We start from the raw sequence: 17,479 nt of genomic DNA, 5'->3' as shown, positions 1-17,479 counted from the left end.
GTTTTCACCTCATAAAAAATTAATATTTATCAAGTTCCCTTTTTGACAAACGAAAAAACTTACAGGGATTGATGCCTGTTAATCACATTCAGCCCGCCTGTTGCTTCAATGACCGTTCCGGTTACAAGATCGGAATCATCTTCACATAAAAAGGCGATGATTCTCGCAATGTCCTCTCCGGTTCCGGACCTGCCGATCGGCGTCTTTTCTTTGCCGATTTTCCGTCTTGCTTCCTCTATAGACGCTTCTTTCATATCTCCTACAATATCACCCGGGCAGACCATATTGGCCGTAATGCCTGATTCAGCTTCTTCAATCGCAATGGTTTTCGTTAACGAAGCCAATCCGACTTTAGCCGCTCCGAAAGCGGAACGGTGAAGCCAGCCGGGGGCATGGTCCGCTCCTTGAAAACCGTATGTAATAATCCGGCCGAACCGCTGCTGTCTCATGACCGGGATAACCGCTTTAAACAGATGGAAAACGGCGCTTAAATTCCCTTCAAGCATGTCATACCATTCGTCATCGGAGTAATCGGCAAGCTTTTTGCGCTCAAATATGTACGGCCCGGCATTGTTAATAAGTATGTCAATCCTTCCAAACCGCTGAAGGGCTGCATCGGCGATCCGCATGAGATCTTCTTTCCGGGTTACATCGCCCTTAACGAATTGCAATCTGTCATGGCACCCGGGATAATCCGCCTTCAGACAGGCGACCGCTTCTTCGTCTTGTCTGTAATTCACTGTGACAGAAAAGCCTTTTTCCAGAAGCATTTCAGTCACTTTTCGGCCCAATCCCTTTGTACCGGCAGTGATTAGAGCATGTCGCACATTGAATACCCTCCCCAGGCAACGTTGCCGCTTCAATAAAATCAAGACGTTTCTCCCTCTACTTTACTATAAACAAACGGCAATATCACTTTTTTGCACTTCGTCCGCACGAAAAAAAAGCCGTCTTTACAGACAGCTTAATTTTCTGAAGGAGCAGAGGCTTCCTCCATGCCGACATAACCGCTTTCGTATGCCTCTGAGATGAGCCTGGCCGTTTCTTCACTTTCTTTTTCATCATAGATGTAACGGTCTTGTTCTTTGCGCATTCCTTCTACCTCCCATCTTTATAGATGTAGGGTGTCTGATATGACGGGAAAATATGAAGGAAATTTCAGCAAATTAAATGCCGGCGCAGGCTTTTGCTTTTACGAGCGCCTGTTCTACCTGCTGAAAACCCGTTCCGCCGGCGCTCATTCTTTTTTCAACCGCATGATGCGGATCGAGCACGGTATAGATGTCTTCTTCAAAGAGACTGCTGGCTTGAAGGAATTCTTCAAATGCCATATCACTTAAATAGATTCCTTTTTCAATGCAGCTGTACACAAGCTTGCCGACCACTTCATGCGCTTCTCTGAACGGCATGCCTTTTTTAGCTAAATAATCGGCAAGTTCCGTCGCGTTTGAAAAATCTTGTTTTGTCGCTTGTTTCATGATGTCCTTGTTTACTTTCATCGTTTCAATCATGCCCGTGAAAATCTGAAGGCTTCCTTCAACGGTTTTCACCGTGTCAAACATGCCTTCTTTATCTTCCTGCAGGTCTTTGTTGTAAGCGAGCGGGAGCCCTTTCATAATCGTGAAAAGCCCCATCATATCACCGTATACGCGTCCGGTTTTACCGCGGATCAGCTCCGCCATGTCGGGGTTTTTCTTCTGCGGCATCATGCTGCTTCCCGTCGCATACGTATCATCCAGTTCAATGAATCTGAATTCCTGCGAGCACCATAGAATGATTTCTTCTGATAAACGCGAAAGGTGCATCATCAGCATGCTGCTGCCGCTTAAAAACTCGAGAATAAAATCTCTGTCACTGACTCCGTCAAGACTGTTCTCATAAATGGAGTCAAAACCGAGCAGCTCCGCCGAATAGTTACGGTCTATCGGAAACGTGGTTCCGGCAAGCGCCCCGCATCCGAGCGGCGATATGTTAATCCGCTTCATAGCATCGCGAAAACGCTCTTTATCCCGTTCAAGCATCCAAAAATAAGCAAGCAGATGGTGGGCGAAAGAAATCGGCTGAGCCCGCTGCAAATGGGTGTACCCCGGCAGAATGGTCTCGACATTGGCCTCCGCTTTTTCGATCAGCGCTTTTTGGAACTGTTCAATCAGCACGATGATATGTGAGACATGATCTTTCAAATACAAATGCATGTCGGTCGCCACCTGGTCATTCCGGCTTCTGCCGGTATGGAGCTTGCCGCCTAGCGGTCCGATTTCTTCGATCAGCATTTTTTCAATATTCAAATGGATATCTTCATAATCAACAGAGAATTCAAGCGTTCCTTCCTCTGCTTTTTGCAGGAGGGTCTGCAGCCCCTGTCGGATGGCGCCTTCTTCTTCTTCCGTCAGAATGCCGCATTTTTTCAGCATTGCCGCATGAGCGAGAGACCCTGTAATATCCTCTTTGACTAAGTTTTGGTCGAATGTGATGGATGCGCCGAACTCATCGACCCACTTTTCCGGTGTTTTTTGAAAACGGCCTCCCCAAAGCTTCTTCATGCTTCAATCTGCTCCTTCTTTTTCACAATGCTGTTTACTTTTGTCGGCAGCCCCCAAAGCTCAATGAAACCGATTGCCGCGTGATGGTCAAAAGCATCGTCTTTTGTATATGTCGCAAGTTTTTCGTCGTAGAGTGAATATTCCGACTTACGTCCTTCTACAATGGCATGGCCTTTAAACAGCTTGACGCGCACGACGCCGGTGACGTGTTTTTGGGTTTCTTTCAGGAATGCAAGCAGCGCGTCTTTTAACGGCGAGAACCATAAACCGTTATAGATGATTTCAGACAGTTTTTGTTCAATTGCCGGTTTGAAATGGGCCACTTCTTTCACTAAAGTCAGATCCTCAAGCTCTTTGTGAGCCGTAATCAAAGTCATGGCGCCCGGGCACTCATAAACTTCACGGGACTTAATGCCGACCAGGCGGTTTTCCACATGGTCAATCCGGCCGATGCCGTGTTTTCCGGCAGTCTCGTTCAGCTTGAGAATTAAATCAGCGAGCGGGTAGGTTACGCCGTCGATTGAAACCGGAACACCGGCTTCAAATGCGATTTCGATGATTTCCGGAACGTCCGGCGTGTTTTCAAGAGATGCTGTCAGGTCATATGCCCCTTCAGGCGGCGCCGCCCACGGGTCTTCTAATATACCGCATTCATTGGCGCGTCCCCATAGGTTCTGGTCGATGGAATACGGGCTGTCAAGATTGATCGGAATCGGTATGCCGCGGCTTGCGGCATATTCAATTTCTTCTTCACGCGACCATTGCCACTCACGGACCGGAGCAATGACCTCCAGATCAGGATTTAATGATTTAATGGATACTTCGAAACGCACCTGATCGTTGCCTTTTCCCGTGCAGCCGTGCGCTACGGCCACCGCGTTTTCCTTTTCCGCGACTTCAACGAGTTTTTTCGCGATTAACGGACGGGATAGTGCAGATACGAGCGGATACTTGCCTTCATACATTGTATGGGCCTGCATAGAAATGAGCGCGTACTCCCGGGCGAATTCTTCTTTCGCATCAATCACATAGGAATTTACGGCGCCTACTTCCAGCGCTTTTTGCTGAACGAATGCCAAATCCTTTCCTTCCCCTACGTCTAAGCAGCAGGCAACAACATCGTATCCCTGTTCTTGCAGCCATTTTATCGCTACAGAAGTATCAAGACCTCCTGAGTATGCCAATACAACCTTTTTTTGTTCTGCCATGTTAAAAGCTCCCTTTTGTATAAAAATTAGTTTTAATTAATAAAAATGCATTTTGTATGTATACACTGTAACAAGTAAATTCTGTTTTTTCAAGCCTTTTATAAAAAAAACCCCACCCAATTTTTTGAGCGGAGCAGAGCCTTTTTATACATTTATAAATCTTTTCGGATTTCCCGGAGCACATGGGGCAGTTCAGGAATAATCAGTTTACTCATTGCAAGCTTTACGGCGCCTGAGGAGCCGGGCGTGCAGAAGACTGCGGTATTTTGGATCACACCCGCTGCCGCTCTGGACAAAATGGCGGCGGAACCGATGTCCTCCGTATAACTCAGCATGCGGAACAGCTCGCCGAATCCCGGGAGTTCTTTTGAAAACAGCGGCGTGACCGCTTCAATTGTGACATCCCTTTCGGCAATGCCCGTCCCTCCGTTTAACAGCACCGCATCTGTATATTCATCCATACAGCCGGATAAAACGGCTTTCTGCAATTCATCTTTTTCATCTTTAACAATGTCATAAGCGACCGTTTCAAATCCCGCTTCCCTGAGGAAGTCCATCATGACGCGCCCGCTTTTGTCGGTTTCTTTCGTTCTCGTGTCGCTGACTGTAATCACCTTGCAGCGCACGGCTGACGGGGCTTCTTGTTTATGTTCTTGCACACTCATTGCTTCACCTCATCGTTTATGTATTAAACATATCGTAACGTTTGATTCTGGGGCATTCAATAAAAAAGCACACCCTAAAAGGATGTGCTTTTTTCGATCATTACTGTGCAAGGCGGACAACGTCGCGTGCGATCATGACCTCTTCGTCAGTCGGAATGATCATGACTTTGACAGGAGAGTGAGGGTAGCTGATAAAGGCTTCCTCGCCGCGCACGTTGTTCAGCGCAGGATCCCAATATACACCCATGAATTCTAAGCCGCGAAGCACGCGTTCTCTGACTTCAACGCTGTTTTCACCGATACCCGCAGTGAAAATAATCGCGTCAACGCCGCTCATTCTCGCAGCGTAAGAACCGATGTATTTATGGATTCTGCTTGCGAACACTTCAAGAGCCGTTTCCGCTCTTTCGTTTCCTTCTTTTGAAGCTTCCACGATATCGCGTAGGTCGCTGGAGAAACCGGATACGCCAAGCAGTCCGCTCTTTTTATTTAACGTATTTAATACTTCATCTGCCGTCTGATCCGTTTTTTCCATAATGTACGGAATCAATGCAGGGTCGATGTTTCCTGAACGTGTTCCCATCGCAACACCCGCAAGCGGTGTGAAGCCCATTGACGTATCAATGGATTTTCCGCCTTCTACCGCCGCGATACTTGCGCCGTTACCGAGGTGGCAGGAAATCAGACGCAAATCTTCAAGCGGGCGGCCGAGAAGCTCAGCTGCGCGCTGTGTCACGTATTTATGAGAAGTGCCGTGGAAACCGTATTTGCGAATGCCGTATTTCTCGTAGTATTCGTACGGAAGGCTGTACAGGTAAGATTGCTCAGGCATCGTTTGGTGGAACGCCGTATCAAACACTGCAACCGCAGGCACATTCGGAAGCACTTCTTTAAAGGCTTTAATGCCGACGATGTTAGCCGGGTTGTGAAGCGGCGCTAGTTCTGAAATCTCTTCAATCTCACGGATTGTTTCATCCGTAAGCAAAACAGAATCGCTGAATTTTTCTCCGCCGTGAACCACACGGTGGCCGATTCCGTCAATTTCATTTAGATCCTTTATAATACCGAATTCAGTCAGCTTGTGAAGCAGCATCTTCACCGCAACCGCATGATCCGGAATATCTGTCACTTCTGTATTTTTTTCGCCGTTAACAGAGATTGTGAAAACGCTGTCGGCGATACCGATCCGTTCTACTAAACCTTTTGTTAGCACCTTTTCTGAAGGCATTTCGAATAACTGAAATTTTAAAGATGAGCTTCCTGCGTTAATTGCAATAATTTTAGACATAAATGACGCTCCTATCAAAATTCTTCTTCGTTTGTTCGTTCTTTTTTCCCAGACCATAACTGCAGTCCAAAAAATATCTGACTTTTCCATTTAAACATTGTCAACTCAGCATTTCAAGTCAACATCCACATTGGTACCGCTTACAATATGAAGTCGATATTTTCTGATAAATTTCATTTGTGCCAAATGGACGGCACGGTCTTACGGAATGTTATTTTCTTTCCTTAATTTGTGTTATCGTCCTGATTTCCATTCATTTTAAAAAGCAAAAAGCAGCGCGGGATTTTGCATCTCACACTGCTTTTTCGCCATTATTTTTCTTTTTGAATCCATTGATCCAATTTTGCCGTCATCTCCCGCATCGCCTGCTGGTTCGCAAAAGAAGGAAGATTCGCCAAAAGCGCTTGTTTCGGCGGCTTTGCGTCTTCGCCTTTTTTCTGCAAGATTAAAATGCTCTTTGCCTGCGCTTCGTCTTTAAACATAGTAGCCGGCAGCTGAAGAAGGGCGTTGATATACACTTTTTCCGCAAAAAACCGCTTCAGTTTATCGCTTTGCGCGCTGTCAAACAGATGGTTCGGAATCATAAAAAATAAGTATCCGCCCGGTTTTGTATGTTTGACGCTCTGCTCAATAAATAAGTGGTGAGCAAAAGAGTGGCCTTCATCCGCTTTCAGCTCAAACGCTTCAGCGCCTTCGTCATTCGGATAGTAGCCGACCGGCAAATCGCAGATGACCGCATCGGCCGGTTCGATAAATAACGGCTGAAGACTGTCCTGGCAGAACAGCTCCATTTCTTTTTCCTGCAGATTCGCCTGAGCATAAGCGATCTTCAGAAGGACATCGTCGATTTCAATGCCGAAGCTTTTTGCCGCTTTGTCAGAAAGCTGGTTTGCCGCGGTCAGCAGAAGATTTCCGGTGCCGCAGGCGGGGTCCAGCAATGTCAGGCCTTTTCGGCCGCCCGTAAATTTATTCACGAGGTAACTGATGAAAATGCCGATCGTATCAGGCGTCATCTGTCTGTTCGGATGGGACTTATCTTTCAGCCCTTTTAAAATGGCGAGCTGGAACGCCTTGCGGATCCATTCATGCTCCCATTTTCTGAAGTCTGCTTTCGCAAGCAGGCTGTTAAGCTCGCCGGTTTGCTTTTCCTGAAGCGGAAGCTGGTCGGCCTTTTCAAGAAAATACATTTCTCCCGCTTCCGCAAGCCCCTCAATATAAGAAATCTGAAGGCCTTCTGCTATCACTTGGGCGGCTTCATCTAAAAGTTCATAAATCTGACCGACATGGTCGTGTTGCATGCTGTTTCCTCCTTGCCATGAAAAGAGCTCCGCGGCAGCACCCGGAGCTCTTTTTCTCTCTTTACTTGATTAACGCTTTTGCAGCTTCGATAGGCTTTTCATAATTCGGGTGGTTTGTCGCTTCACTTACGTATTCCGCGTAAACGACTTTTCCGTCCTGATCAAGGACGAATACGGAACGTGCCAAAAGACGAAGTTCTTTGATATAAACACCGAATGCTTCACCAAATGACATCTCTTTATGATCCGATAATGTTTCAACTTTATCAATTCCGTTCGCTCCGCACCAGCGCGCTTGTGCAAACGGAAGGTCGGCGCTGATTGTATAAACGTTCACATCACCGAGTTTTGCGGCTTCTTCGTTGAAGCGGCGTGTCTGCGCGTCACATACGCCTGTGTCAATGGAAGGAATAACGGATATGATCGTTACTTTCCCTTTCATATCTGCTAATGTCTTCTCTTCTAATCCGTTTGTCAGAACCGTGAAGTCAGGAGCTTGGTCCCCCGGTTTCACTTCTTGTCCGATCAGCGTCACGGCTCCGCCTTTAAATGTAATTTCAGCCATTCTGATTCCTCCCTTTATCTATGTATAGCTCTATCATAGTCGAGTTTTATGCAAACTGCAAAGGTTATGCCGCATCGTAAAAAAAGCTAACTGCGGGCGGCAGTTAACTTTTCTGTTATAAATCGATATCCGTTCTTTTTTGGTTCCGGCCTTTTTCATTCTTTTTAAACATATGCTGGATGCGTTCAATCGTTTGAGGCGCGGAGTCTAACAGTTTATCAATCAGATGGGTGTTTTCGTCTAAATGAAGCATGCGCACGCCGTTTGTTCCGACAATCAGAAACGCAATCGGCGTAATGGATACTCCGCCGCCGCTTCCGCCGCCGAACGGGAGCTTCTGCTCTTTTCTTTCATCGTCCTCGGTTCTTTTTTCAGCCGGCTTTCCTCCAAACTCGCTTCCGCCCGCTGCAAATCCGAATCCGACCTTTGAAACCGTTAAGATTACGCTGCCGTCAGGCGTTTCAACAGGATCGCCGATGATTGTATTCACGTCAATCATTTCTTTTAAATTTTCCATAGCGGTTTTCATTAAACCTTGAATGGGATGGTCTGCCATATGCGCTCCTCCTTAAACTGATGAATCATTCTTTGAAGCAACCGGAACCGGCTGTTTCTTTCGTATGATAGAAAGTCCGTTCCGCCCGTATTTGAGCAATTTGAAAGCTGCACCTATAAGATGTCCAAAACGAAAAAAGAATATACACTGCAAATGCGTCTTGGATGCAGGCACTTGAAAAGACGGAATGACTTCGCACACCGGTTTATGTATGAAACGCAGATGATCATACAGCATCGCCGTAAGTCCTCCCTTTACGGCCCACAATCCGCCGGCGGCGATTCCCGTAACGGCGGCGTCCTTTATTCCGATAACCGTCACCCATTCGAACTTCGTAACACGGACTCCCGCAAGAAATGAAGCGGCGATTTGGCGCATCTGAAAGACTTGGTGCAGAATCATTTCTATTCTGTGAATGCTCTGTTTGACATCTTCATATGTGATTTTTTTCTTCTCTTTTTTCTGACCTTTCATTTCTGATTTTGTGTCCTGTTTGACATCAATTGACGCGTCTTCGCTGTTTACTTTAATGACGGGCAGCGTTTTTTTAATACGGATCAGCCCGTATAAGGCCGAGATTTTAAACGTCAGTTTGTCGTTATCTTTATCGTGAAGATATTCGAAAGTCAGGTGGATTTTCATCCTCATGAGCAGCCAGGCCAAAATGAGAATGAGAATAACAGCTGCTGCGGCATATCCCATAAGCTTCACTTCCTTAGCAGCATTATCGCCAAAACCAAAAAAAATAAACCCGGACGTTTATTCCGGGTTTACTGCTTTTATTTGCGGTACAGCGCTTCGTGAATCACCGTTGTGTCGGCGATCAGATCATGAATGCCCTGCTTTTTGGGCGTAAACGCAATGACGATATAGAGAATCCAGATTTTATCGATATAACGCCCCACCGCTTCTCTGAAAATGACGGTGCTCCAAGTCAGCGGCTTTCCGGGCGTCAAAGAAGTGACCTTTAACCCGAAGACCATCTTGCCGAGTGTCTGATGAAACCATTTCGTCATGAACACAAAATAGGCGAGGTAGACGATCAGGGTTGTGACGGAATAAGCTGAGATTGTAAACATTCCGCTTGTTGCCGGGAGCTTCATCAGCGTGAAAATCGGTGAAACGATGAGATGGTTAAGTCCCCAGACCACCAGCCAATCAAGAAGAAACGCCCAAAACCTGATCCAAAAGCCCGCATATGCCTGCTCGGGCGCCCTCTGTTGTTCGGCTTCCTCTTCTTTGCCGTGAAAGCCTTCGTAAGTCGCGTCCATTCTTTCTTCCCCCCTACTTTGCATAGAGATACATCATCCGCGGCGAACCGGATTGCGAAATGAGTTCTTTCATATTCAGAAAATCAATTTCGCTTTTAAACATTTTCGCTGCGCTCATGGAAAAGAGCGAGCCTAATCCGAATCCTTCCTCGTATGTGATGACTGAAGCGTTTTTCATATTTTTATGGTCCTTTTTCATCGCGCTGATCGTATCATCGTAAAAACCGAGCTCATCAACGAGGCCGATTTTTTTCGCTTGTCTGCCGTCGTAAACACGGCCGTCGGCAATTTTTTTCACATCCGCTTTTGACATGTGCCGGCCTTTTGAAATGACATTGACAAATCCTTCATAAGAATCGTTGACCATTGTCTGCATGATCTTTCTTTCTTCCTTCGTCATGTCGCGGGTCGGGGACATGATGTCTTTATGCGCGCCGCTTTTAATGGTTTCAAACTTGATGCCGAGTTCATCGGCGAGCTTGGAATAATTGACGCTTTCCATGATGACGCCCAGTGAACCCGTGAGCGTTTCCGGTGAAGCATAGATTTTATCGGCGGCCGTTGAAATATAGTAGCCTCCCGATGCCGCCATGGAGCCCATGGATACATAAATCGGTTTCTTGGTTTCTTTCTTTAGTTCTTCCAGTTTTTTATGTATTTCCGCGCTTTCGTACACGCCTCCGCCAGGGGAATTGATTTTCAGCACAATTCCTTTGACGCTTTTGTCTTCTTTCGCACGCTCAACCTGTTTTAAAAATGATCTGTGATCATACCCGCCTGAGCTGAGCAGGCCAGCGGACCCGCCGTTATCCTCAATCGTGCCGTCCACTTCAAGCACGGCGATTTTACTGCCGGGGCTGCCCTTATCCAGCGTCACTTCCTCTGTGTCATCTGTCAGTGATGCAAAGTCAGACCCTGTATCTCCGATATTCTTCAGCACCCCGACGGTCACACTTGCAATGACTGATACGCCGAAAATGCCGAGCGCGATGACGAGCGCAATCCATCTTTTTGCATTCATTTGTTCTCCTCCTTTTCTGTCAATATTCGTACGTTCCCCCGTAAAAAAAGATTCATTTTTTTCATGAAGCGCTTTCCCTTAACGGATAAACAGGAAACATGTTACACTATTGCCACAGGTATTTTAACACAATACCTGCTGGGAGAAAAACGTAAATATGACAGCAAAGGGGAATGGGGATATGACCGATCTTCGCCGCAATGTTTATTTTTTTCACAAACAAAACAACGAAACAAAAGAACAAGTCAGCTCTTTGAAGCAGCTTGCTGAATCGCACGGTTTTACAGTTGCGGCTCAACCGGAGGATGCGGGAATTATCGCCAGCATCGGCAGTGACGGCTCATTTCTGCAAGCCGTCAGAAAAACCGGATTCCGTGATGACTGCCTGTATGTCGGCATCGCTAAAAAAGGGAAAGCCCATTTGTACTGCGATTTTCACAGCGATGAACCTGAAAAAATGGCGGCCAGCATGACCGCGGAACAGCTTGAGGTCAGAAAATACCCGCTCATTCACGTAACGGTGGACGGCAGCAATCATTTTCACTGTTTAAACGAGGTTTCCATCCGTTCAAGCATTATTAAAACGTTTGTGATGGATGTGTTAATTGATGATCTTCATTTTGAGACGTTCAGAGGAGACGGGATGATCATTTCCACCCCGACGGGCAGCACCGCCTACAATAAATCTGTTTCAGGCGCCGTTGTTGATCCTTTGATTTCCTGCATGCAGGTATCCGAACTGGCATCGTTGAACAACAACACATACCGTACACTCGGATCTCCGTTTATTTTAAGCTCAGACCGGAAGCTGACACTGCAGGTGGTGCAAGACGGCAATGAGCATCCGATTATCGGGCTTGATAATGAAGCGCTCAGCACGCGGAATGTCAAAAAGGTTGAGATTAGACTATCCGGTAAAAAAATCAAAACGGTGAAACTGAAAGACAACTCTTTCTGGGAAAAAGTAAAACGATCATTTTTATCATAAAAAAAGAGGACGGGCATCACTGCCTGTCCTCTTTTTCATATACGATACGGCCGCCGACGACGGTTTTGACAGCTTCCAATTCATGAAGCTTTTTCGGGTCCGTCCTGAACGGATCACCGCTGAGTACGGTAAAGTCGGCATCATAGCCGGGGGCGATCCGTCCGCGGCTATGTTCTTTATGGATGATGGCCGCGCTTCCCTCCGTGTAAAGCTGAATGGCTTCGTACACGGTCAGACACTCTTTTTCATAATAGGCCGGACCTTCCGGGTGCTGTTTGCTTGTACGGAGCACAGCCGATTGAATGCCCAGAAGCGGATCGGCCGGCTCAATCGGGGCATCTGAACCTCCGGCGCACAGCAGCCCTTTTGACAGCAGTGTTTTCCAGGCGAAAGCCGTTTTCATCCGCTCTTCTCCGAGCCTGTCAATCACCCACGGAAAATCACTGGCCACAAAATGCGGCTGAAGATCAAGTCCGATCGGCAGCCGGGCGGCTCTTTCAATCAATCCGTCATCTAATACTTGCGCATGAATGAGCCTGTCTAGCTGTCCGGGCTTTGCCGGGTATCTTTCGATAACATCCAGCACCTTTTCAAATGCAAGGTCGCCAATCGCGTGCACGGCGATCTCCATCCCTTTCTCTCTCGCTTTATAAACAAGAGCGGCAAGTGTTTCGTCATCATGCACCTGAACGCCGGAAACAGACGGATCATCATGGTAAGGCTTTTTCAATAGAGCGGTTCTGCCTCCGAGCGCACCGTCAGCAAAAATTTTCATCGCTCCGTATTCCAAATAAGGTCCGGTCGATTTATCCAGAGCGCTCCAGCTGTCGACGGCTTCGTGATGTACGAGCAGATGGGCGCGAAAAGGATAAAGGCCGCTGCCGGTTAATGACTCGTACGCGGCAACGGGAACGGACGCGTCTCCGTAGTATGCCAGATCTTCTGAATGCCCGCCGGTCAGGCCTTTTGACCAGCAGTCCGTAATCGCCGTTTGAAGCGCGCGTTTGACATAGTGAAGTGAGACGGGCGGCAGGGCCTGTGTCACAAGCTCTTGGGCTTTATCCAGCAGGAGGCCTGTCGGACCGGTGCCGTCCCGGACGATAATCCCGCCGTTTGGATCAGGTGTTTCGGTTGTAATTCCCGCCGCGCGCAATGCGGCTGAATTAACCGCGGCGGCGTGCCGGCATACCCGCTTCAGCAGGACGGGGCGGTCGGGAAAGAGCGGGTCAAGGTCATGCTTCGTGACGTAAACCGGCCGCTCAAACAGATTTTCATCCCAGCCTTCGCCGATCAGCCATTCGCCATCTTCCAATTCACACTCTGCTTCTTTTGCGGCCCGCAGTATCGCTTCTTTTGACGTCAGCTGCGACAAATCGAGGCGAAGCTGTTTTTCCCCGTGTCCGATTAAATGCATATGACTGTCCGTAAACCCCGGGAACATCACAGCTCCATGTAAATCGATTTCCTCCGTATCAGGCGCACCGTATGTTCCTTGGAGCTCCCGGAAGCTGCCCGTCTGCCTGACGACGCCTTCTTCGGTATAAACGGCTTCAGTGACATGATTCTTGTCCAGCATTGTATAGATGGTGCCGCCGTGCCAAATCGCTTTCATCCCCGCTCACCCTTTATCCTGTATTATGCTTTTTTATCAGCCTTCAGCCGTTCTTCACGCTGTCTCAGCTCCACACGTCTGATTTTTGCGGACGCCGTTTTCGGCAGGCTTTCGACAAACTCAATTTCTCTCGGATATTTGTAAGGCGCCGTAATCGTTTTTACGTGGTTTTGCAGTTCTTTGACAAGTTCGTCACTGCGCTTTTCATCGTCTTGTAAAACGACATAAGCTTTTACGATTGAACCTCTGATTTCATCCGGGCTCGCCACGACGGCACATTCTTTCACTTCCGGATGCTTCACGAGCGCGTCCTCTACTTCAAAAGGCCCGATTGTATATCCGGAGCTGACGATAATGTCATCATTGCGGCTCTCAAACCAAAAGTAGCCGTCTTCGTCTTTTTTCGCGCGGTCTCCTGTAAGAAAATAATCTCCGCGAATCTGCTTTTTCGTTCTTTCGGGATCTTTATAATATTCCTTGAATAAGGCCGGTGTGCTCAAATGCACGGCGATATCGCCCGTTTCGCCTGTTTCGCATATTTCGCCTTTATCGTTTATAATCTCCACTTGATTTCCAGGGGTCGGTTTGCCCATGCTTCCCGGCTTAATATCCATGTCCTTCAGGACGCCGACTAACAGGGTGCTCTCCGTTTGGCCGTATCCGTCCCTCACTTTAATGCCGAAATGCTTCCGGAATACGTCAATGACTTCCCGGTTTAATGGCTCACCCGCAGAAACTGCACTGTGAAGGGCAGAAAGATCATATTTGTCCAACTCCTCCACTTTTGCCATCAGGCGGTATTCCGTCGGGGTACAGCAGAAGACATTTACTTGATGGCGCTCCAGCAGCTCTAAATACGTCTTGGCGTTGAATCTGCCGTGATAAATGACTCCTGTCGCGCCGCTTCCCAGAATTGCGAGCAGCGGGCTCCACACCCATTTCTGCCAGCCGGGCGCCGCGGTGGCCCACACTGTATCGTCTTCAGAAATATCCAGCCATGCACCGGCTGATGTTTTTAAATGGGCAAAGGCCCAGCCGTGTGTATGTACAACGCCTTTAGGCTGGCCGGTCGTGCCTGAAGTATAGGACAAAAACGCCATGTCTTCTCTTGTTGTATCAGCTGTTTGAAAACTGTCTCCGTCCGCTTCAATCGTTAGGAGGTTTTTCCAGCCGACATTATTTTCACCGATTGACAATGTCACCAGCTGCTCGGTATTCACCTCGTCAAACGCGTTTATAAATGAAGGATAAACGATAGCGCCTTTCACTTCGGCGTGTTTGATCCGGTATTCAAGGTCTTTGGCGCGCAGCATTTCCGAGCAAGGAATGACGACCATCCCCGCTTTTAAGATCGCTAAATAAACGGCATACGCTTCAAGCACTCTCGGAACCATGACAATCAGCTTATCGCCTTTTTCAAATCCGAGACCTTTCAGGCGGGCTCCGATTTTATTCGTTTCTTCCATCAATTTTTCATACGTCCAGACTTTCTTACCGCCTGTTTGATCTTCCCAAATAAGCGCGTTCTTCTCTTTGGAACGGCTGAACTTTTCGATTTCATTTACAAGGTTATAGTTCTTTGGGGCGATTAAATCTTCTCGTTTTAACACGAACAACTCCTCACTTTCTTTCCCCATTATACATAAACATAGGCCATTACAATAAAAATATGCATAAATTGCTTCCCGCCTTCTATCTATACTCATGAAAAAAGAGCGGGGAATTCCCCGCTCTCTTAGCCATTATGTGAAGTTGTGATTAAAACTGCTGCTGGCTGCTTCCGCCCATGCTTTGCTGAGCAAAAGAGACAAGACGTTTTGTGATTTCTCCACCGACAGAACCGTTGGCGCGAGAAGTTGTTTCCGGTCCAAGGTTTACACCGAATTCAGAAGCGATTTCATACTTCATTTGGTCGATAGCTTGAGCAGCGCCTGGCACTAAAAGCTGGTTGCTGTTTCCGCTGTTTGATTGTTGTGACATGTGTATCACCTCCTTGTGAGTATAGAATGTGATAAAACACATGTCTTCATTCAAAAAAACTTTGGTAATTGTATACAGTTTAAAAAAGGCCGGCAAACTTATCGTGAGCTTCCTGCTCCGAGTAAACAGTGATGGTTTCGATGCCGGCAGCGGCCTCTGCAATCAGCGGTTCAAAATCAACGAAGCTTTCGAAGTGCTCGATTTTTTCTTTTTTCGGGCGTGTTTTCGGGCTTGGCGGCGTAAAGATGGTGCAGCAGTCCTCAAACGGCTGAATGCTTGTTTCATAAGTGCCGATTTCTTTTGATTTCTCGATGATTTCTGTTTTGTCCATTCCGATTAAAGGGCGCAAAATCGGCGTTGCCGTCACCGCATTGATCGCATACATGCTTTCAAGCGTCTGGCTCGCTACCTGCCCGAGGCTTTCTCCCGTAATGATCGCGAGCGCTTTCCGTTCTTCTCTGATTCTGTCCGCGATTTGCAGCATAAGACGCCGCGTCGCCGTCATCGTATAGTTCTCCGGGATTTGTTTTTGGATGAGTTCCTGCGTCTTTGTAAACGGCACGATATGAAGTGTCATACTGCCGCCGAACTTCGCGAGGCATCCCGCGAGATCCATGACTTTCTGCTTTGCCCGTTCGCTCGTATACGGCGGACTGAAGAAATGTACGGCTTCAACTGATAATCCCCGTTTCATCGCGTAAAAACCGGCGACCGGACTGTCAAAACCGCCGGAAAGCATCAGCATCGCTTTACCCGCGGAACCGACAGGAAGGCCTCCGGCGCCTTTTTCGTTACGAATGGTCAGGAACGTCGCTTCCTCCCTGATTTCAATCCGAAGCGGAATATCGGGATTTCTCACATCGACGGTTAATCCATCCGTGTTTTTCAAAATATGGCCGCCGATTTCAGCGTTCATCGCATTCGTATCTAATTCAAACTGTTTGTAAGCCCGTTTGGTCTCGACCTTAAACGTATTCCCCGGTTTATATTCGCCTTCTATCGCGGCTAAAGCCGTTTTTTTAATGTCTTCCAGCTTGCTTTCGCATTTAATTGCGAGACTAAAGCTTTGAATGCCGAATATATTCTTTAATAAGGAACAAATTTCCTCCGGGTTTTCTCCATTAAGTGTAATTGACATCCGGTCCCGGTTTGAAAAGTATTTTACTTTTTTATAATCCTTTAATACCAGGCGGATATTCTGTTTTAATCTTTCAATAAAACTGCGTCTGTTTTTTCCTTTTGTGGATATTTCACCAAAACGGATTAAAATATGATCGTAATTCATATGCTACCTCATCATTTTTTTTAGTTTTTGAACAGCCGGCACCAGCGCGGCCATAAACGGCTCCGTGATGTCAGCTGTATGGCTGAAGTTCAGGCTGACTCTGATGCTGCTTGATGCAATCTGTTCGCCTTTATTCATTTGCAGAAGAACACGGCTCGGTTTGTGCTCTCTTGCCGAACATGCCGCGGTTGTGGAGACATATATTCCTTTTTCCTCAAGCATGTGCAGCAGCACTTCCGCCTTCACGCCCGGAACGGAAAAATTAATGATATGCGGCGCGCTGTTTTCAGCGGGGGTGTTGATAACGACCCCGTCCGTCCCGCTCAGCCTTTCCATGAGCGCATTCTTGGCAGCCTCCACGGAAGAAAGCCGCTCGTTCATGTCACGCGCGGAAAGATTGATCGCTTTCGCAAGGGAAACGGCGCCTGCCGTGTGTTCCGTTCCGGCGCGGACGCCTTTTTGCTGCGAGCCGCCCGTGATAAGCGGAATGAGCCGCGTTCCTTTTTTCACGATAAGCGCTCCTGTCCCTTTTAAGCCGTGAAACTTATGCCCTGAAACGGTGCAAAGGTCAATGCCCGCTTCTTCTATAGACAGCGGAACTTTATGAATGCCCTGCACATGATCAACATGAAACAGAATATTCCGGTGCTGCTTCAAAAACCCGCCGATTTCCTTTACGGGCTGAATGGAGCCGACTTCGTTATTGACATGCATGACGCTGACGATTATCGTATCCGGCCTGATAGCCGATTTGACGTCTTTCAAAGAAACGAAGCCGTTTTGATCGGCCGGAAGATATGTGACTTCAAAGCCGAACAGCTCTGTCAGCTGATCAAGTGTCTCCGTCACAGAAGGATGCTCAATCGCCGAAGCAATGATATGTCTTCCTTTACTCATGTTTGCCCAGGCTGCTCCCTTTAACGCAGCGTTATTCGCTTCAGTCGCGCCTGATGTAAATACAATATCATAATTTTTTAAACGCAAGGTTTTTTTTATTTGCTGAGCGGCCGCTTCAAGGAGCTGTTCCGTCTCAGTTCCTAACCGGTGCAGAGACGAAGGATTGCCGAAATAACGGCTGCTCGTCTGTTTGTACACATCCAATACCTCTTCATACGGCTCGGTCGTTGAGCTGTTGTCTAAATATATCATTTTTTTTACTCCTTTAATGAAAACGGTACATCGTATGATATTTATGCTAC

The 17,479-nt window shown here is 47.4% G+C and carries 18 protein-coding genes; 1 reads left to right on the top strand and 17 read right to left on the bottom strand.

Annotated features, from left to right (window positions below; genetic code table 11):
* Positions 1–59: 59 nt before the first annotated feature.
* The 12 genes from BR62_RS0117825 to sppA all read right to left on the bottom strand — a co-directional run bounded on the left by BR62_RS0117825 (position 60) and on the right by sppA (position 10,415).
* Complete coding sequence (locus BR62_RS0117825; RefSeq protein WP_012118176.1) at positions 60–827, bottom strand: SDR family oxidoreductase; 768 nt, start codon at positions 825–827, stop codon at positions 60–62.
* 137 nt (positions 828–964) lie between these two features.
* Positions 965–1,093, bottom strand: a complete 129-nt coding sequence (locus BR62_RS19985) for a hypothetical protein (protein WP_007408056.1) — start codon at positions 1,091–1,093, stop codon at positions 965–967.
* Positions 1,094–1,166: 73 nt separating this feature from the next.
* Entirely contained in the window at positions 1,167–2,543 is a 1,377-nt protein-coding gene (argH, locus tag BR62_RS0117820) for an argininosuccinate lyase (RefSeq protein WP_003152429.1), read from the bottom strand.
* Positions 2,540–3,751 (bottom strand): argininosuccinate synthase, encoded by a 1,212-nt coding sequence (locus BR62_RS0117815; protein WP_003152428.1) that lies wholly within the window; start codon positions 3,749–3,751, stop codon positions 2,540–2,542. The genes argH and BR62_RS0117815 overlap by 4 nt, the downstream gene beginning before the upstream one ends.
* 152 nt (positions 3,752–3,903) lie before the next feature.
* Positions 3,904–4,416: a MogA/MoaB family molybdenum cofactor biosynthesis protein gene (locus BR62_RS0117810; protein ID WP_032871702.1), complete on the bottom strand. Its 513-nt coding sequence runs from the start codon at positions 4,414–4,416 to the stop codon at positions 3,904–3,906.
* Between the two features lie 100 nt (positions 4,417–4,516).
* Positions 4,517–5,704, bottom strand: coding sequence for an acetate kinase (locus BR62_RS0117805; protein ID WP_007408053.1), 1,188 nt, complete (start codon positions 5,702–5,704; stop codon positions 4,517–4,519).
* A gap of 311 nt (positions 5,705–6,015) precedes the next feature.
* A complete protein-coding gene (locus tag BR62_RS0117800; RefSeq protein ID WP_007408051.1) occupies positions 6,016–7,002 on the bottom strand; it encodes a class I SAM-dependent methyltransferase in 987 nt (328 codons plus the stop codon).
* 61 nt (positions 7,003–7,063) lie between these two features.
* Positions 7,064–7,567: a thiol peroxidase gene (gene tpx / locus BR62_RS0117795; RefSeq protein ID WP_007408050.1), complete on the bottom strand. Its 504-nt coding sequence runs from the start codon at positions 7,565–7,567 to the stop codon at positions 7,064–7,066.
* Between the two features lie 115 nt (positions 7,568–7,682).
* Entirely contained in the window at positions 7,683–8,123 is a 441-nt protein-coding gene (gene ytfJ, locus BR62_RS0117790) for a GerW family sporulation protein (RefSeq protein ID WP_013353179.1), read from the bottom strand.
* 12 nt (positions 8,124–8,135) lie between these two features.
* Positions 8,136–8,825 (bottom strand): DUF2953 domain-containing protein, encoded by a 690-nt coding sequence (locus BR62_RS0117785; protein WP_007408049.1) that lies wholly within the window; start codon positions 8,823–8,825, stop codon positions 8,136–8,138.
* A gap of 77 nt (positions 8,826–8,902) precedes the next feature.
* The gene (locus tag BR62_RS0117780; RefSeq protein WP_007408048.1) at positions 8,903–9,394 is read right to left on the bottom strand and encodes an RDD family protein; all 492 of its coding nucleotides are present in this window, start codon (positions 9,392–9,394) and stop codon (positions 8,903–8,905) included.
* Between the two features lie 13 nt (positions 9,395–9,407).
* Positions 9,408–10,415, bottom strand: coding sequence for a signal peptide peptidase SppA (sppA, locus tag BR62_RS0117775; RefSeq protein ID WP_003152419.1), 1,008 nt, complete (start codon positions 10,413–10,415; stop codon positions 9,408–9,410).
* 181 nt (positions 10,416–10,596) lie between these two features.
* On the opposite strand from sppA, the gene BR62_RS0117770 reads away from it, so the two are divergent.
* Positions 10,597–11,403: an NAD kinase gene (locus tag BR62_RS0117770; protein ID WP_032871701.1), complete on the top strand. Its 807-nt coding sequence runs from the start codon at positions 10,597–10,599 to the stop codon at positions 11,401–11,403.
* Between the two features lie 16 nt (positions 11,404–11,419).
* On the opposite strand, the gene BR62_RS0117765 is transcribed toward BR62_RS0117770, so the two are convergent.
* The 5 genes from BR62_RS0117765 to BR62_RS0117745 all read right to left on the bottom strand — a co-directional run bounded on the left by BR62_RS0117765 (position 11,420) and on the right by BR62_RS0117745 (position 17,429).
* Positions 11,420–13,015, bottom strand: a complete 1,596-nt coding sequence (locus BR62_RS0117765; protein ID WP_032871700.1) for an amidohydrolase — start codon at positions 13,013–13,015, stop codon at positions 11,420–11,422.
* 23 nt (positions 13,016–13,038) lie between these two features.
* Entirely contained in the window at positions 13,039–14,625 is a 1,587-nt protein-coding gene (gene mbcS, locus BR62_RS0117760; RefSeq protein WP_012118182.1) for an acyl-CoA synthetase MbcS, read from the bottom strand.
* A 148-nt stretch (positions 14,626–14,773) separates the two neighbouring features.
* The gene (locus BR62_RS0117755; protein ID WP_007408043.1) at positions 14,774–14,995 is read right to left on the bottom strand and encodes an alpha/beta-type small acid-soluble spore protein; all 222 of its coding nucleotides are present in this window, start codon (positions 14,993–14,995) and stop codon (positions 14,774–14,776) included.
* A gap of 79 nt (positions 14,996–15,074) precedes the next feature.
* Complete coding sequence (thiI, locus tag BR62_RS0117750; RefSeq protein WP_032871699.1) at positions 15,075–16,280, bottom strand: tRNA uracil 4-sulfurtransferase ThiI; 1,206 nt, start codon at positions 16,278–16,280, stop codon at positions 15,075–15,077.
* 3 nt (positions 16,281–16,283) lie between these two features.
* Positions 16,284–17,429 (bottom strand): cysteine desulfurase family protein, encoded by a 1,146-nt coding sequence (locus tag BR62_RS0117745; RefSeq protein WP_032871698.1) that lies wholly within the window; start codon positions 17,427–17,429, stop codon positions 16,284–16,286.
* Between the last annotated feature and the right edge of the window lie 50 nt (positions 17,430–17,479).

It is taken from the genome of Bacillus sp. UNC69MF (assembly GCF_000746035.1).
GTDB lineage: Bacteria > Bacillota > Bacilli > Bacillales > Bacillaceae > Bacillus > Bacillus velezensis.
Note: the sequence above shows the minus strand (reverse complement) of the source record. Positions and strands in the feature narration are given on the sequence as shown.

Coding starts and splice junctions, on each gene's coding strand:
- BR62_RS0117800 (WP_007408051.1), bottom strand. CDS start 7,002: ATGCAACACGACCATGTCGGTCAGATTTATGAACTTTTAGATGAAGCC.
- thiI (WP_032871699.1), bottom strand. CDS start 16,280: ATGAATTACGATCATATTTTAATCCGTTTTGGTGAAATATCCACAAAA.
- BR62_RS0117780 (WP_007408048.1), bottom strand. CDS start 9,394: ATGGACGCGACTTACGAAGGCTTTCACGGCAAAGAAGAGGAAGCCGAA.
- BR62_RS0117810 (WP_032871702.1), bottom strand. CDS start 4,416: ATGAGTGTGCAAGAACATAAACAAGAAGCCCCGTCAGCCGTGCGCTGC.
- tpx (WP_007408050.1), bottom strand. CDS start 7,567: ATGGCTGAAATTACATTTAAAGGCGGAGCCGTGACGCTGATCGGACAA.
- BR62_RS19985 (WP_007408056.1), bottom strand. CDS start 1,093: ATGCGCAAAGAACAAGACCGTTACATCTATGATGAAAAAGAAAGTGAA.
- BR62_RS0117755 (WP_007408043.1), bottom strand. CDS start 14,995: ATGTCACAACAATCAAACAGCGGAAACAGCAACCAGCTTTTAGTGCCA.
- ytfJ (WP_013353179.1), bottom strand. CDS start 8,123: ATGGCAGACCATCCCATTCAAGGTTTAATGAAAACCGCTATGGAAAAT.
- BR62_RS0117745 (WP_032871698.1), bottom strand. CDS start 17,429: ATGATATATTTAGACAACAGCTCAACGACCGAGCCGTATGAAGAGGTA.
- BR62_RS0117815 (WP_003152428.1), bottom strand. CDS start 3,751: ATGGCAGAACAAAAAAAGGTTGTATTGGCATACTCAGGAGGTCTTGAT.
- BR62_RS0117805 (WP_007408053.1), bottom strand. CDS start 5,704: ATGTCTAAAATTATTGCAATTAACGCAGGAAGCTCATCTTTAAAATTT.
- BR62_RS0117785 (WP_007408049.1), bottom strand. CDS start 8,825: ATGGGATATGCCGCAGCAGCTGTTATTCTCATTCTCATTTTGGCCTGG.
- argH (WP_003152429.1), bottom strand. CDS start 2,543: ATGAAGAAGCTTTGGGGAGGCCGTTTTCAAAAAACACCGGAAAAGTGG.
- sppA (WP_003152419.1), bottom strand. CDS start 10,415: ATGAATGCAAAAAGATGGATTGCGCTCGTCATCGCGCTCGGCATTTTC.
- BR62_RS0117765 (WP_032871700.1), bottom strand. CDS start 13,015: ATGAAAGCGATTTGGCACGGCGGCACCATCTATACAATGCTGGACAAG.
- BR62_RS0117770 (WP_032871701.1), top strand. CDS start 10,597: ATGACCGATCTTCGCCGCAATGTTTATTTTTTTCACAAACAAAACAAC.